Raw genomic sequence first — 14,560 nt, 5'->3', positions numbered from 1 at the left:
GCTGTCACTGGGACGAGGGACTTTGCCCGACGGGGTCCACGCACCCCGCGGGCGCCTGCGGATCGCCACCGGCCTCCTGGGCGAGTCGCAGCAGCCGGTGGCAGACGGGACAGTGCCGGGTCAGGTGGCGGTAGCCGACGGCGGCGGAGAGATGGGCACGCAGCAGCGCCCGGGTCTCGTGCCGGATGCTCCCCGTCCGCTTGTTCCCGGTCCGGGTGGTCGTGGTCATGTGGCGCAGCACCTCCCACTGACTGGGGTACCCCTGGCACGTGTCGCAGTCAAGGCCGGACGCACGAAGGCCCGGATCCAAGGAATGGATCCGGGCCTTCAAGTGATGCGGTCCTGACGGGATTTGAACCCGCGGCCTCCACCTTGACAGGGTGGCGAGCACTCCAAACTGCTCCACAGGACCTTGCTGTGTTTCCTGCATTCCCTCTTGCGGGGGCCTGCGAAGCAAGACTCTACAGCAGGTCAGGGGGTGCGGTCGAACCGGATCGATGAGGCGTGGGGCACAACCCCCCGAAGGGGGGTGCGGTCAGGGTGCGAGCTGGTCGATCGCCTTGACGATCCGTTTGTCGGAGATCGGATAAGCGGTCCCGAGCGCGTGCGCGAAGTAGCTCACCCGCAGTTCCTCGATCATCCAGCGGACGTCACGGGCCTCCTGCGGCACCGGCCGGCCGGCGGGGAACTGCTCCAGCAGCCACGCGTACTCGTCGCGCATCTCCTTCACCTTGGCCATCCGGGCGCGGTCCCGCTCGGCGTTGGTGGGCAGCTGCGTCAGGCGCCGGTCGACGGCGACCAGGTAGCGCAGGAGGTCCTGGAGCCGGCGGACCCCGTGGGCGGTCACGAAGCCCGGCTTGACCAGCTCGGCCAGCTGCTCCTTGATGTCCGTGAGGGAGGGGACCAGGACGAGGCTCGTCGTCGCCTTCAGCCGGCGCTCGCAGGCCTGCCAGGCGGCGAGCACCTCCTGCACCTTGCGGATCGTGTCGAGCGTCGCGTCCACGATGTCGGCCCGTACGGCGTCGAAGAGCTTGCGGAAGGACTCCTCGTCCCAGGCGGGGCCGCCGTGGGCCGCGATGAGCTTGTCCGCCGCCCCCGAGACGCAGTCGTCGAAGAGGGCCGGGATCGAACCGTGCGGATTCCTGGACAGGGCGAGCTTCTGCTGGTTGCTGAGCTTGTCCTGGGCGAATTTCGCCGGGTTCGACGGCAGGTTGAGCATGATGAGGCGGCGGGTGCCGCGCCACATCGCCTCGCGCTGCTCGGGCTCGGTGTCGAAGAGCCGTACGGCCACCGACGTGCCCTCGTCGACGAGCGCCGGGTACGCCTTGACGGGCTGGCCCGCGCGCCGGGTCTCGAAGGTGCGGGGGAGCGCGCCGATCGTCCACCGGGTCAGGCCCGAGCGCTGCTCGGGGCCGGCGCCGCCGGTGGACTCGGCGTCCTTCTCGAAGGCCTTGGTGATCGCCGCCTGCGTCTTCGGCTTGAGCCTCAGGCGCAGCGCCTCCAGGTCCTTGTCCTCGGCGATCTTCCGCTTGCGCTCGTCGACCACCCGGAAGGTGATCTTCAGATGCTCCGGGACCCTGGCGAGGTCGAAGTCCTCCGCCTCCATCCGCACCGCCGTCATCCGGTGCAGCCCGTGGGCCAGCGCGGCCGTCAACGGCTCCTGCACAGGCACGGTGCTGTCCAGGAACCGCTGGGCGAAGTCGGGCGCCGGGACGCAGTTGCGGCGGATCGGCTTGGGCAGGGAACGGATCAGCTCCGTCACCAGATCCTGGCGCAGCCCCGGGATCTGCCAGTCGAAGCCCTCGGCGGAGACCTGGTTGAGCACCTGCAGCGGGATGTGGACGGTCACGCCGTCCGCGTCCGCGCCGGGCTCGAACTGGTACGTCACCTTGAACTTCAGCCGGCCCTGGCGCCAGGAGTCCGGGTAGTCGTCCTTGGTGACCGCCTCGGCGTTCTCGTTGATGAGCATCGAGTGCTCGAAATTGAGCAACTCCGGCTCGTCCCGGCGCTTGTGCTTCCACCAGGAGTCGAAATGCGCACCGGAAACGACGTGTTCGGGCAGCCGCTGGTCGTAGAAGTCGAAGAGCGTCTCGTCGTCCACCAGGATGTCGCGACGACGGGCCCGGTGCTCCAGCTCCTCGACCTCGCCGAGCAGTTTGCGGTTGTCGTGGAAGAACTGGTGATGCGTGCGCCAGTCGCCTTCCACCAGCGCGTTCCGGATGAACAGCTCGCGGCTGGTCTCCGGGTCGATGCGCCCGTAGTTGACCTTCCGCTGCGCCACGATCGGCACGCCGTAGAGCGTCACCCGCTCGTACGCCATGACCGCCGCCTGCTTCTGCTCCCAGTGCGGCTCGCTGTACGTGCGCTTGACCAGGTGCTGCGCGAGCGGCTCGACCCACTCCGGCTCGATGCGGGCGTTCACCCGCGCCCACAGGCGCGAGGTCTCCACCAGCTCGGCGGACATGATCCAGCGCGGTGGCTTCCTGAAGAGCGCCGACCCGGGGAAGACCGCGAACTTGGCGCTGCGGGCACCGAGGTAGTCGTTGTTCTTCTCGGTATCTTTCAGGCCGATGTGGGACAGGAGCCCCGCCAGCAGCGACTGGTGCACGCGATCGGGCGCCGCCTCCTCCTCGGCGAGGTGGATCTCCATGCCCTTGGCGACCGTACGCAGCTGGTAGTAGATGTCCTGCCACTCGCGTATGCGCAGGTAGTTCAGGTACTCCGACTTGCACATGCGGCGGAAGGCGGAGGACGACAGGGTCTTCTGCTGCTCGCGGATGTACCGCCACAGGTTGAGGAAGGCGAGGAAGTCGCTCGTCTCGTCCTTGAACCGGGCGTGCTGCTGGTCGGCCTGCTGCTGCTTTTCCGAGGGCCGCTCGCGGGGGTCCTGGATGGACAGCGCGGCCGCGATGACCATGACCTCGCGTGCGCAGCCGTTGCGGTCGGCCTCCAGGACCATACGGGCCAGGCGGGGGTCGACGGGGAGCTGCGAGAGCTTGCGGCCCAGCGGGGTGAGCCGTTTCTTCGGATCCTTCTGCTGCGGGTCGATCGCCCCCAGCTCCTGCAGCAGGTCGACGCCGTCCTTGATGTTGCGCCGGTCCGGCGGGTCGATGAAGGGGAACTTCTCGATGTCGCCCAGGCCGGCCGCGGTCATCTGCAGGATGACGGAGGCCAGGTTCGTCCGCAGGATCTCCGCGTCCGTGAACTCCGGGCGGGCGAGGAAGTCGTCCTCCGCGTACAGCCGGATGCAGATGCCGTCGCTCGTACGGCCGCAGCGGCCCTTGCGCTGATTGGCGCTGGCCTGCGAGACGGGCTCGATGGGCAGCCGCTGGACCTTCGTGCGGTGGCTGTAGCGGGAGATCCGGGCGAAGCCGGGGTCGATGACGTACTTGATGCCGGGCACGGTCAGCGAGGTCTCGGCCACGTTGGTGGCCAGCACGACGCGGCGGCCCGTGTGCCGCTGGAAGACGCGGTGCTGCTCGGCATGCGACAGCCGGGCGTACAGCGGAAGGATCTCGGTGAAGCGAAGCTTCTTCTTCTCGAGCGCGTCGGCGGTGTCGCGGATCTCCCGCTCGCCGGAGAGGAAGACCAGGACGTCGCCGGGGCCCTCCTTCTGCAGCTCTTCCACGGCGTCACAGATCGCGGTGACCTGGTCACGGTCCGCGTCGCCGGAGTCCTCCTCCAGCAGCGGCCGGTAGCGGACCTCGACCGGGTACGTACGGCCCGAGACCTCGACGACGGGCGCGTCGCCGAAGTGGCGGGAGAAGCGCGCGGGGTCGATCGTCGCGGAGGTGATCACGACCTTGAGGTCGGGGCGGCGGGGCAGCAGCTGGGCGAGGTAGCCGAGCAGGAAGTCGATGTTGAGGCTGCGCTCGTGCGCCTCGTCGATGATGATCGTGTCGTACTGGCGCAGCTCGCGGTCCGTCTGGATCTCGGCGAGCAGGATGCCGTCCGTCATCAGCTTGACCATGGTCTGCGGCCCGACCTGGTCGGTGAAGCGGACCTTCCAGCCGACCGCCTCGCCCAGCGGCGTCCGCAGCTCCTCGGCGACCCGCTCCGCGACCGTACGGGCGGCGATGCGGCGGGGCTGGGTGTGCGCGATCAGGCCCTTGACCCCGCGGCCGAGCTCCAGGCAGATCTTGGGGATCTGGGTGGTCTTGCCGGAGCCCGTCTCACCCGCGACGATCACGACCTGGTGGTCGCGTATCGCGTCGAGGATCACGTCCTTCTTCTGGCTGACCGGCAGCTGCTCGGGGTAGCTGACGGCCGGGACCGCGGCGCGGCGGGCCGCGACGCGCAGCTCGGCCGAGTCGACCTCCGCCGCGACCTCGGTCAGCACGGCCGCACGGGCCTCGGGCTTGCGGATACGGCGCGCCCCGTCCAGCCGGCGGCCCAGCCGCTGCGCGTCGCGCAGCGTCAGCTCGGGCAGGCGGGCGGCGAGGTCGGCGAACATGGCGGGGGCAGGCTGCGTAGACATACGGGGTCCAGGATCGCACCAGGCGGCGGGAAGCGGCGAACGCATTTAGGCGAACGCATTCAGCATTTAGGCGAACGCATTCAAGGGGGCGTGGGCGTGTGCGCCCCGGAACGACGGAAGCCCCGATCCGAGGATCAGGGCTTCCGGGTGGTGGCTGGGGCCGGGGTCGAACCGGCGACCTTCCGCTTTTCAGGCGGACGCTCGTACCAACTGAGCTACCCAGCCACATGACCACCATAGGTGATCACAGCGGTCCTGACGGGATTTGAACCCGCGGCCTCCACCTTGACAGGGTGGCGAGCACTCCAAACTGCTCCACAGGACCTTGCTATGTGCGAGACCAAGTCTCGCACACGTTACAGCGTGCCCCCAACGGGATTCGAACCCGTGCTACCGCCTTGAAAGGGCGGCGTCCTGGGCCACTAGACGATGAGGGCTGAATGGCCCACCTGGGCGCTTCGCAGCGCCTCGGGGACGTGAGAAGCATATGGGATGCGGGGAGCTATCGCCAAAACGGTTTGCCGGGCGGTCCCCGTACGGCCTGTCGCGGGCCCGCCCCCATGCCCCTGGAGCCGTCCGTGCCGGACAATGGCGGCGTGCTGGAGATGACGCGCGAGGAGTTCGAGGAACTGGTGGCCGAGGGGCTGGACCGGATCCCGCCGGAGCTGACGCGGCTGATGGACAACGTCGCCGTGTTCGTGGAGGACGAGCCTCCGGCCGAGACCCCGGACCTGCTCGGGCTGTACGAGGGCACACCGCTGACCGAGCGCGGCGAGTGGTACGCCGGAGTGCTGCCGGACCGGATCACGATCTACCGGGGACCGACGGTGCGCATGTGCGGGACGCGGGAAGAGGTCGTGGCGGAGGTGGAGGTGACGGTCGTCCACGAGGTCGCCCACCACTTCGGGATCGACGACGAGCGGCTGCACGCGCTGGGTTACGGCTGACCGCTGCCGCTGCCGCTGCCGCTGCCGCTGCTGGGGCTGGGGCCGGGGGGCAGCGCGGGGCGGGGCGGGGCAGGAGTGGCGCAGGGCTACTGATGATCGATGGCTGATGCCCGCGCGCCCGGCGTGTCCTGGGCGGGGCGGTGCCAGTTGGGCAGGGGGCCTGTCCCCCGGTACCCGAAGGCGGTCCGTCCCATGCGCGCATTGTCAGCGCACGCAGCATCGTTCACCCGTATCGCGGCCGTGGCCGTGGCGACCCTGACCCTGGGCGGGTGCATGAGTGTGAGCGACCCGGGACACCCGTCGCCCGCGGGGACGGGCAAGCAGCGTGAGACGGGGACGCAGCCGGACGGCGGCATGCGGATCCCGGGCAGCCGCCCCGGCCGTACGGACGCGAAATCGGTGAAGGGTGGCGCGAGCGACAGCCCCGAGGCCAAGGGCGGCCGGCCCGGGTCGGCGTCGGCCGCGCCCTCGACGACGCCGGGCGCGTCGCCCCCGGCCGGGAAGCCCGGCAAGCCGGGTACGCAGCCGAAGCCGCCGAGCGGCCCGGGCACCTCCCCGGTGCCGGGGAAGCCGCCCGCCCCCTCGCAGCCGCCCACCCAGGCGCCGCCCACCCAGGCGCCCCCGACGCCTCCGTCCCAGCCGCCGGCCTCCTCGCCGCCGCCGGCGCCGCAGCCCGGTCCCTCCTAGGCGCCGCAACGCTCCCGGGCGGGGATGCGGAGGGGCTGTGGCGTAGGCCATGCGGGGGCGGCTTGCGCTGCAGGGCATGGGGTGCGTATGGTGGTAGATCGTTTGATCCCATTTGCCCGGCGCCTGACAGAAGCGCGCCGTGTGGCGCGTTCCTTACCTTGCCGTGGCTGACCGCATCGAGGCGGTCATTTGTGAAGCCGACACGGAGCTTGGGCGCGTGCCGAAACTCCGGAAGGTTTCGCATTTCGCATGTCCATTTCCACTGACCAGATCACCATGCCCGAGGCCGACGAGACGGCTGTCGAGGCCGTCGAGATCATCGAGACCGTCGAGATCGTCGACGACGCCGCCGCTGCCGCCGAGGCCGTCGCCGCTGAGGCCGTCGCCGTCGAGGCCGAGGAAGACACCGAGCCGAAGATCACCTTCGCCGACCTCGGTCTGGACGACTCGATCGTCCGCAAGCTCGCCCAGAACGGCGTGACCACGCCCTTCCCGATCCAGGCCGCGACCATCCCGGACGCCCTGGCCGGCAAGGACATCCTCGGCCGTGGCCGTACCGGCTCCGGCAAGACGCTCTCCTTCGGTCTGCCGCTGCTGTCCACGCTGGCCGGCGGCCGCACCGAGAAGAAGCGCCCCCGCGGCCTGATCCTCACCCCCACCCGTGAGCTCGCGATGCAGGTCGCGGACGCCCTCCAGCCGTACGGTGACGTGCTCGGCCTGAAGATGAAGGTCGTCTGCGGCGGTACGTCCATGGGCAACCAGATCTACGCCCTGGAGCGCGGCGTCGACATCCTCGTCGCCACCCCGGGCCGTCTGCGCGACATCCTCAACCGCGGTGCCGCCAGCCTCGACCAGGTCCAGGTCACCGTCCTCGACGAGGCCGACCAGATGGCCGACATGGGCTTCCTGCCCGAGGTCACCGAGATCCTCGACCAGGTGCCGGCCGGCGGCCAGCGCCTGCTGTTCTCCGCCACGCTGGAGAACGAGATCGACACCCTCGTCAAGCGCTACCTGGTCGGCCCGGTCACGCACGAGGTCGACGCGGCGCAGGGCGCGGTCACCACCATGACCCACCACGTCCTGGTCGTGAAGCCGAAGGACAAGGCGCCGGTCACGGCCGCCATCGCCGCCCGCAAGGGCCGCACGATCATCTTCGTCCGCACCCAGATGGGCGCCGACCGCGTCGCCGAGCAGCTGCTCGACGCCGGTGTCCGCGCGGACGCGCTGCACGGCGGCATGACCCAGGGCGCGCGTACCCGCGTCCTGGAGGACTTCAAGGCCGGCTACGTGAACTGCCTGGTCGCCACCGACGTCGCCGCCCGCGGCATCCACGTCGACGGCATCGACCTGGTCCTGAACGTCGACCCCGCCGGTGACCACAAGGACTACCTGCACCGCTCGGGCCGTACCGCCCGCGCCGGCCAGTCCGGCACGGTCGTCTCCCTGGCCCTGCCGCACCAGCGCAAGCAGATCTTCCGCCTGATGGAGGACGCGGGCGTCGACGCCTCGCGCCACATCGTCGGTGGCGGTGGCGCCTTCGACGAGGACGTCGCCAAGATCACGGGTGCCCGTTCCCTCACCGAGGTCCAGGCCGACTCGGCGGCCAACGCCGCCAAGCAGGCCGAGCGCGAGCTGGCGGACCTCAACCGCCAGGTGGAGCGCGCCCAGCGCCGCGCCACCGAGCTGCGCGAGGAGGCCGACCGCCTGCTGGCCCGTTCCGCCCGCGAGCGCGGCGAGGACCCGGAGGCCGCGGTGGCCGCTGCCGCCGAGGCCGCCGCGGTCGAGGCCGCCGCCGAGACCGCCCGCGAGGAGGAGGCGCGCGCCGCGTCCGTGCCGGCCCAGGCCGCGCCCGCGCACGAGCGCCGTGACGAGCGGGGCAACTTCGAGCGCCGTAACGACCGCCCCTCCGGTGGTTTCCGCCGCGACGACAACCGTCGTGACGACCGCGGTGGCGACCGTGGCGGCTTCCGCCGTGACGACCGTCGCGACGAGCGTTCCGGTGGCTTCCGCCGCGACGACCGCCCCTCGGGTGGCTTCCGTCGCGACGACAACCGTCGTGACGAGCGTTCCGGTGGCTTCCGTCGTGACGACCGCCCCACCGGCGGCTTCCGCCGTGACGACCGTCGTGACGACCGCCCCACTGGTGGTTTCCGCCGTGACGACCGCCCGTCGACCGGTTTCCGTCGTGACGACCGCCCCACCGGTGGCTTCCGTCGTGACGACCGCCGCGACGACAACCGTCGTGACGACCGTCCCACCGGCGGCTTCCGTCGTGACGACCGCCCCACCGGTGGTTTCCGCCGCGACGAGCGTCCGGCCACCGGCGGCGGCTACCGCTCCGGCGGCGGCGACCGTCCGTTCAACCGCGACCGTCGTGACGACCGCCCCGCCACCGGCGGCTACCGCTCCGGCGGCGACCGCCCGGCCGGCCGTCGTGACGACCACCGCGGCGGCACCAGCACCGGCTCCTTCGGCCGTCGCGACGACAAGCCGCGCTGGAAGCGCAACGGCTGATATCAGCAGCTGATCTGAGGGCCCGTACGGCACACCGGTGCCGTACGGGCCCTCGCCCGTTGGGCACCTCCGTGCGAGAGTGAGCCATAACGACTCGGGCTCCGACGGCTGTCCGGGCTATGCTGCGGTGTGCGGGCCGTTAGCTCAATTGGCAGAGCAGTGGACTTTTAATCCATTGGTTGTGGGTTCGAGTCCCACACGGCCTACCGCAAGGTGGGTCACGGCACGTCTGTGACCTGCACCTTTCCGCCCCGACCGGGCTTCCCGGCCGGGGCGGAGCCATGTCCGGGCGGGGCGCCCGGAAGCGCGGGCGCGCCCCCGGCGCGGCCAACTGGCTCGCGGCCCGGTCAAGTTCGCGCCGCCGGGTCCGGCCAAGCCGCACGGACGGATGCGGGCGGCGCGCCAGGGCGCGGGCTGTGGCCGCGGCGGCCGGTCCGCTTCCTGAGACGGCCGGCGAACACCACGGACACGTCCGGGTGGCGCGGGGCCGGCGTTGATCCGGGTTCGCGGTGGTTCGCCGGGGATGGGCGGCGGGGGCGGCCCTAGGGTGCGGGGCCCCGGAAACGGATTTGCCGGAGGTACGTGCGCCATGAGGCATGTTCGGCTGTTGCGCAGCAGGTCGGTGCGTGTGCTCTGGCTGTCGATGACGCTGTCCGTGCTGGGGGACCGGCTCTACGGGCTCGCCGCGATGTGGGTGGTGTACGCGGCGACGGGGTCGTCCTCGCTGATGGGGCTGGTGGCCGCCGTCGAGTCGCTGCCCTGCATCGTGCTCGGCGGCGCCCGCTCGGTGATGGCGCGGTTCTCCGGCTGGTCCTCGCTGGCCTGGATCGACGCCGGCCGCGCGGCCGTGGCGGTGGGCGTACCGCTGCTGTGGTCACCGGACGTGCCGGGCTTCGCGGCGATGCTGGTGCTCGTCCTGCTGCTCGGCGCGCTGACTGCCGTGTTCGAGCCGAACCTCGGCGCGCTCATCCCCCAGCTCGTGGAGCCGGAGGAGGTCGCGCAGGTCAGCGCGCTGTTCGACCTGACCGCACGCGTCGCGGCCGTGGTCGGCCAGGGGTGCGTCGGCGTGCTGCTGCAGGTGGTGTCCGAGATCGAGCTGTTCGCCATCGACGGGTTCACGTTCGCGGTCTCGGCCGTCGCCCTGGCCTGGCTCGGCCGTCGCACGGCGCTGAAGCGGAACCCTCCGGTCGGCGGCCGGCCCGGCGCGGGGAAGGGCGACCGGGTTGGGCGGCCCGACGCGGGGAAGGGCGACCGGGCTGGGCGGCACGCCGCTGACCGGGCTGGGCGGCGCGCCGGGGAGCCGCGGGCTGGGCGGCATGCCGGGGAACCGCGGGCCGGAGGGCCGGGCGTCAGAGGGCCGGGTGCCGGGGAGCCGCGGGCTGGGGAGCCGGGCGCCGGGGGGCCGGGCGTCGGAGGGCCGTGGGCCGGGGAGCCGGGTGCTGGGGAGCCGGGTGCCGGAGGGCCGCGGGCCGGAGGGCCGGGTGCTGGGGAGCCGCGGGCCGAAGTGCCGGGTGCTGATGGGCCGGGTGCCGGGGGGTCGGGCGTCGGGGAGCCGCACGCCGGGGAGCCGCGGGCTGGGGAGCCGGGTGCCGGAGAGCCGCACGCCGGAGAGCTGCACGCCGGAGGGCCGCACGCCGGAGGGCCGTGGGCCGGAGTGCCGGGTGCCGGGGAGCCTCGGGCCGAAGTGCCGGGCGCCGAAGACCCGGGCGCCGAGGACCCGGGCGCCGGGGAGTCGCGGGCCGATGGGCTGCGGGTCGTACGGGCCAGGCTCGTGCTGCGCGAGCACCGGCGCGTCGGGGTGGCCATCGCCGTGCACGGCGTGGCCCTGTTCGCTGCAGCCGTCTCCACCGTCGGGCTCCCCCCGCTGCTCGTCTCCCACTTCGGGCAGGGCGCCGCCGGCTACGGGCTGACCCTCGCCGCCACGGGAGCCGGCGGGCTGGCCGGGAACCTGCTCATCGGGCACCTGCCGCGCCGCTGGCCGTGGCTGGGCACGTACTGCCTCGCGTGGACGGCGTCCGGGCTGTCGCTCGCCGGGCTGGGGGTCGCCGACTCCATGGAGGCCGTGATCGCGCTGTGCGTGGCCTCCGGGCTGCTCTTCCCCGTCTGCGCCGTGACGCTGCGCACGCACCTGTTCCGGTTCCGCCCGGCGGAGCGGCTACGGCTGCTGACCGTCGACCAGACCGCGACCCGCGCAGCCGGCACTGCGGGGATGCTGCTGCTGCCGTACGCCGTGGACGCCGCTCCGGCGGAGGCGTTCGTGGGAGCGGGGGCGCTGCTGTCGGCGCTGGCGCTGGCCGGGTGGTGGGCCGGCGGGCGTACGGCCGAGGGGCCGCCGGCGATGGCGGACGCCGCGTAGGCGGCCGCCCGGGGCGGTGTGGCCCGGCGGGCGGGCGTTCGGGGGACGGGCGGACAGAAGACGGCGCCCTGCCGCCAGTTGGTGAAAACCCCGCCCCCCTGCCGTGTTCGCGCCGCTACCGTAAGTGGCGCGGGGGCGGGTGCGCGTGCGGCGAAGGTCCGGGAGGTCGACTGGCATGGCGAAGACGCGAGCGGGCGGGGGCGAGGGCGAAAGCAGGGGCTGCGGCGAGCCGGGCGGCCCGGCCGGCTGCGACCCGACGCCTGCCGAGCAGGTGGAGGAGCTGCTGAAGCGGGCCCAGAACGGGTTCGAGATCGGCGAGCCGGTCCTGGACCGGCTGCGCACCGCGCTGATGCACCAGGCCGAGCTCCGCTCGTACCGCCAGCGCAACGACGAGCCGCGGCCCTTGCGCTGCAACACCTACCGGCACATCTTCCTGCTCGCGGACGGCAGCAGCCTGCTGCTGTACGAGCTGGAGCACGACACGGGGGAGCGGGAGGGGTTCCTGTACGAGCTGTACGTCCACGAGAGCGCGCTCGACGCCGCCGAGCGCCGGGTGCATGACCGCATCGGCGGCGGTGGCATCGGCCCGGGGAGCGAGGACGAGGAACTGCCGGCCTGGCTGGCTGAGGAGCTGCTGCTGGCGATGGGCCCGACGCGGCCCCGCCGGGAGTACGTCGCGGAGGCCTCGCCGGACCACGCGCGCCGGCTGCTGCGGCGCGCGGAGAACGCGGACGGGCCGGGAGAGGTGGTGCGGGAGCTGCTGCAGGGGGCGCTCGGCCATCACATCGCGCTGATCACCAAGCCGAGGCGCCGGACCGCCGGACGGGACGCCACCTGGTGCCGGTTCTACGAACATGCGTTCCTTCTGGAGGGCGGGGGCGAGGTGAGCCTGTGGGAGCTCGAGCACAACATGACGGCGGACGGCCGGCTGGTGTGTGAGGTCTATCTCGACGAGGCGGAGGCGGAAGTGGCGGCCGACCGGCACGCCCGTGCGCAGGGGGTGGAGTTATAGGCCGCGGCGAGGGCGAGGGCGGTGGCGACGGGCATGGGCATGCGCATGGGTGTGCGCATGGGCGCTGGGCGTGGCTGGACCGGGCCCGGCCGCGGGCCCGGCTGGACCGCGGCCGGCCTGAGGTGGGCGGTGGGGTGTTTGCGCAGGTCAGAGCACCCCGCCAGGTTGTGCTACGCTAGTTCGAGTTGCAGTTGTGGTACCCATGAACTCGTGTGCGCCTGACGGTTATGTAGCCGAAGGCGCATTTTTGTTTTCGCCGGTCGTTTCCGGCCTTGGGGCCCATCCCATCGCTAAGGAGACAAACATGGCGACCGGTACCGTGAAGTGGTTCAACTCCGAAAAGGGCTTCGGCTTCATCGAGCAGGACGGCGGCGGCCCCGACGTCTTCGCCCACTACTCGAACATCGCCTCGAACGGCTTCCGTGAGCTCCTCGAGGGCCAGAAGGTTTCGTTCGACGTCACGCAGGGCCAGAAGGGCCTGCAGGCCGAGAACATCGTCGGTATCTGACGATAAGGCGATCAGGAGCCTTCATCATGGATGAAGCTCGCTGAACCTCGCGATGGGGCCCGCACCACTGGGTGCGGGCCCCATTGTCGCGCCCGTCACAACAGACTGCGGCGCTCGTCGAAACAGGCCGAAGACGCCTGCCGGAAACGGCTGAAGGCGTCAGCCAAAAGGCCAAACAGGGGGCTTGGCACCCCATTGAGGGAAGGTCCCCGCATGACTCGTTCCGCCGCACGCCCCGATCGCGCTGATCGGCCCGCTCGCCCCGCCCGTACCTCCCGCCCCGCCCGCTCCTCGCGGCCGCGTCGCGCCGACGAGTCGCAGCCGGCGCAGGGCCGCCGGCCCGCCGCGGCGCCGCAGGGCGACTTCGCCATGCCGGTCAGCACGACCCCGTCGCTCCCGCCCGTCGAGTCCTTCGCCGCGCTGGACATGCCCGCGGGCCTGCTCTCCACCCTGACCCGTGAAGGCGTCACCGAGCCCTTCCCGATCCAGGCCGCGACCCTCCCGAACTCGCTGGCCGGCCGCGACGTCCTCGGCCGCGGCCGCACCGGCTCCGGCAAGACCCTCGCCTTCGGGCTCGCGCTCCTGGCCCGCACGGCCGGCCGCCGCGCCGAGGCCAAGCGTCCGCTGGCGCTCGTCCTCGTTCCCACCCGGGAGCTCGCGCAGCAGGTCACCGACTCGCTCAGCCCGTACGCGACCGCCGTCAACCTGCGGATGACCACGGTCGTCGGCGGCATGTCCATCGGCCGCCAGGCCCAGACCCTCGCGCGCGGCGCGGAGGTGCTGGTCGCCACGCCGGGGCGGCTCGCGGACCTCATCCAGCGCGGCGACTGCAAGCTCGGCGACGTGGCGATCACGGTCCTCGACGAGGCCGACCAGATGGCCGACATGGGCTTCCTGCCGCAGGTCACCAAGCTGCTCGACCAGGTGCGCCCGGACGGTCAGCGGATGCTGTTCTCCGCGACCCTGGACCGCAACGTCGACCGGCTCGTGCGCCGCTTCCTCTCCGACCCGGTGACGCACTCCGTCGACGCGTCGGTCGGCGCGGTCGTGACGATGGACCACCACCTGCTGCACGTCACCGACCAGGACAAGAAGGACGCCGTCACGCGGGTCGCCGCCCGCGCCGGGCGCGTGATCATGTTCGTGGACACCAAGCGCGGCGCCGACCGGCTGGTGAAGAAGCTGCTGTCCGAGGGCGTACGGGCCGCCGCGCTGCACGGCGGCAAGAGCCAGCCGCAGCGCAACCGGGTGCTGGACCAGTTCCGCACGGACCAGGTCACGGCCCTGGTCGCGACGAACGTCGCGGCGCGCGGCATCCACATCGACGGCCTCGACCTGGTCGTCAACATCGATCCGCCGGTCGACCACAAGGATTACCTGCACCGCGGTGGCCGCACCGCCCGTGCGGGCGAGTCCGGCACCGTCGTCACGTTCGTGCTGCCCGAGCAGCGCCGTGAGATGAGCCGCATGATGACCACGGCGCAGATCACCCCGAACGTCATGAAGACCTACCCGACCGACCCGGAGCTCGCCCGCATCACCGGTGCCCGCGAGCCCAGCGGCGTCCCGGTCGTCATCACGGCCCCGGCCCCGGCCCAGCCGCAGGGCGCCGCCAAGTCCTCCCGCTCGCGGGGTTCGGGTGCCGGTACGTCCGGTGGCTCGCGCGGCAGCCGCGGCGGCCGCGGCCGTACCCGTACGGAGGCGGCCGGTGGTTCCGCCGCCGGTGGTTCCGGCAGCGGCAACGGTGGCGGGCGCCCCTTCCGCGGCTTCGGCGGCAACGGCGGCGCCGAGGGTTCGCGCCGCTCGGGCGGCACCCGTCCGGGCAACGCCGTCGGCCGCTCGCGCCGCAGCGGCGGTGCCGGTGGCGGCGGCCGCCGCTCCGCCACGTCCTGACGCCGGAGTGAGGCGGGGCGCCGCGACGCCCCGCTAGGTGACACAGATGTAGATGCAGACGGGCTGCCGGGCCCGTACGGCAGCCGATGGCTGCCGGGCCCGGCAGCCCGTCCGCATGTCCGGGGGCTGGTTGCCCGTCCCTCTGCCCTCTCTTGCCGCCGCGCCG

General features: G+C 72.2%; 9 protein-coding genes and 5 tRNA genes. 8 read left to right on the top strand and 6 right to left on the bottom strand.

Annotated elements, in window-relative coordinates:
* Nucleotides 1-4: 4 nt before the first annotated feature.
* From AB0F13_RS06525 to AB0F13_RS06500, 6 genes are all read right to left on the bottom strand, one after another.
* Complete coding sequence (locus AB0F13_RS06525; protein ID WP_362076193.1) at nucleotides 5-229, bottom strand: DUF6274 family protein; 225 nt, start codon at nucleotides 227-229, stop codon at nucleotides 5-7.
* Nucleotides 230-337: 108 nt separating this feature from the next.
* A tRNA-Asp gene (locus AB0F13_RS06520) sits at nucleotides 338-412 on the bottom strand.
* 123 nt (nucleotides 413-535) lie between these two features.
* The gene (gene hrpA / locus AB0F13_RS06515) at nucleotides 536-4,477 is read right to left on the bottom strand and encodes an ATP-dependent RNA helicase HrpA (protein ID WP_362076190.1); all 3,942 of its coding nucleotides are present in this window, start codon (nucleotides 4,475-4,477) and stop codon (nucleotides 536-538) included.
* Between the two features lie 148 nt (nucleotides 4,478-4,625).
* Nucleotides 4,626-4,702, bottom strand: a tRNA-Phe gene (locus AB0F13_RS06510).
* A 25-nt stretch (nucleotides 4,703-4,727) separates the two neighbouring features.
* Nucleotides 4,728-4,802: transfer RNA gene (locus AB0F13_RS06505), tRNA-Asp, on the bottom strand.
* A 39-nt stretch (nucleotides 4,803-4,841) separates the two neighbouring features.
* Nucleotides 4,842-4,914, bottom strand: a tRNA-Glu gene (locus tag AB0F13_RS06500).
* Nucleotides 4,915-5,073: 159 nt separating this feature from the next.
* On the opposite strand from AB0F13_RS06500, the gene AB0F13_RS06495 reads away from it, so the two are divergent.
* The 8 genes from AB0F13_RS06495 to AB0F13_RS06460 all read left to right on the top strand — a co-directional run bounded on the left by AB0F13_RS06495 (nucleotide 5,074) and on the right by AB0F13_RS06460 (nucleotide 14,394).
* Entirely contained in the window at nucleotides 5,074-5,424 is a 351-nt protein-coding gene (locus tag AB0F13_RS06495; protein WP_362077152.1) for a metallopeptidase family protein, read from the top strand.
* A gap of 192 nt (nucleotides 5,425-5,616) precedes the next feature.
* Complete coding sequence (locus AB0F13_RS06490; protein ID WP_362076187.1) at nucleotides 5,617-6,111, top strand: hypothetical protein; 495 nt, start codon at nucleotides 5,617-5,619, stop codon at nucleotides 6,109-6,111.
* A gap of 249 nt (nucleotides 6,112-6,360) precedes the next feature.
* Nucleotides 6,361-8,625, top strand: a complete 2,265-nt coding sequence (locus AB0F13_RS06485; RefSeq protein WP_362076184.1) for a DEAD/DEAH box helicase — start codon at nucleotides 6,361-6,363, stop codon at nucleotides 8,623-8,625.
* A gap of 133 nt (nucleotides 8,626-8,758) precedes the next feature.
* Nucleotides 8,759-8,831 (top strand) — tRNA-Lys (locus AB0F13_RS06480).
* A gap of 383 nt (nucleotides 8,832-9,214) precedes the next feature.
* Nucleotides 9,215-10,981: an MFS transporter gene (locus tag AB0F13_RS06475; protein WP_362076181.1), complete on the top strand. Its 1,767-nt coding sequence runs from the start codon at nucleotides 9,215-9,217 to the stop codon at nucleotides 10,979-10,981.
* Between the two features lie 175 nt (nucleotides 10,982-11,156).
* Nucleotides 11,157-11,993: a DUF6227 family protein gene (locus AB0F13_RS06470; RefSeq protein WP_362076178.1), complete on the top strand. Its 837-nt coding sequence runs from the start codon at nucleotides 11,157-11,159 to the stop codon at nucleotides 11,991-11,993.
* A gap of 304 nt (nucleotides 11,994-12,297) precedes the next feature.
* Nucleotides 12,298-12,501 (top strand): cold-shock protein, encoded by a 204-nt coding sequence (locus tag AB0F13_RS06465; RefSeq protein WP_362076175.1) that lies wholly within the window; start codon nucleotides 12,298-12,300, stop codon nucleotides 12,499-12,501.
* A 213-nt stretch (nucleotides 12,502-12,714) separates the two neighbouring features.
* Nucleotides 12,715-14,394 carry a DEAD/DEAH box helicase gene (locus tag AB0F13_RS06460; RefSeq protein WP_362076172.1) on the top strand — a complete coding sequence of 560 codons (1,680 nt, stop codon included), beginning with the start codon at nucleotides 12,715-12,717 and terminating at the stop codon, nucleotides 14,392-14,394.
* Nucleotides 14,395-14,560: the final 166 nt, after the last annotated feature.

The sequence above is a fragment of the Streptomyces sp. NPDC026206 genome (assembly GCF_040638465.1).
Taxonomy (GTDB): Bacteria; Actinomycetota; Actinomycetes; order Streptomycetales; family Streptomycetaceae; genus Streptomyces.
This window is presented reverse-complemented; position numbering and strand designations above follow the sequence as displayed.

Excerpts from the sequence above, each read along its gene's own strand:
- AB0F13_RS06475 (WP_362076181.1), top strand. The coding sequence starts at position 9,215 with ATGAGGCATGTTCGGCTGTTGCGCAGCAGGTCGGTGCGTGTGCTCTGG.
- AB0F13_RS06485 (WP_362076184.1), top strand. The coding sequence starts at position 6,361 with ATGTCCATTTCCACTGACCAGATCACCATGCCCGAGGCCGACGAGACG.
- AB0F13_RS06525 (WP_362076193.1), bottom strand. The coding sequence starts at position 229 with ATGACCACGACCACCCGGACCGGGAACAAGCGGACGGGGAGCATCCGG.
- AB0F13_RS06460 (WP_362076172.1), top strand. The coding sequence starts at position 12,715 with ATGACTCGTTCCGCCGCACGCCCCGATCGCGCTGATCGGCCCGCTCGC.
- hrpA (WP_362076190.1), bottom strand. The coding sequence starts at position 4,477 with ATGTCTACGCAGCCTGCCCCCGCCATGTTCGCCGACCTCGCCGCCCGC.
- AB0F13_RS06465 (WP_362076175.1), top strand. The coding sequence starts at position 12,298 with ATGGCGACCGGTACCGTGAAGTGGTTCAACTCCGAAAAGGGCTTCGGC.
- AB0F13_RS06490 (WP_362076187.1), top strand. The coding sequence starts at position 5,617 with ATGCGCGCATTGTCAGCGCACGCAGCATCGTTCACCCGTATCGCGGCC.
- AB0F13_RS06470 (WP_362076178.1), top strand. The coding sequence starts at position 11,157 with ATGGCGAAGACGCGAGCGGGCGGGGGCGAGGGCGAAAGCAGGGGCTGC.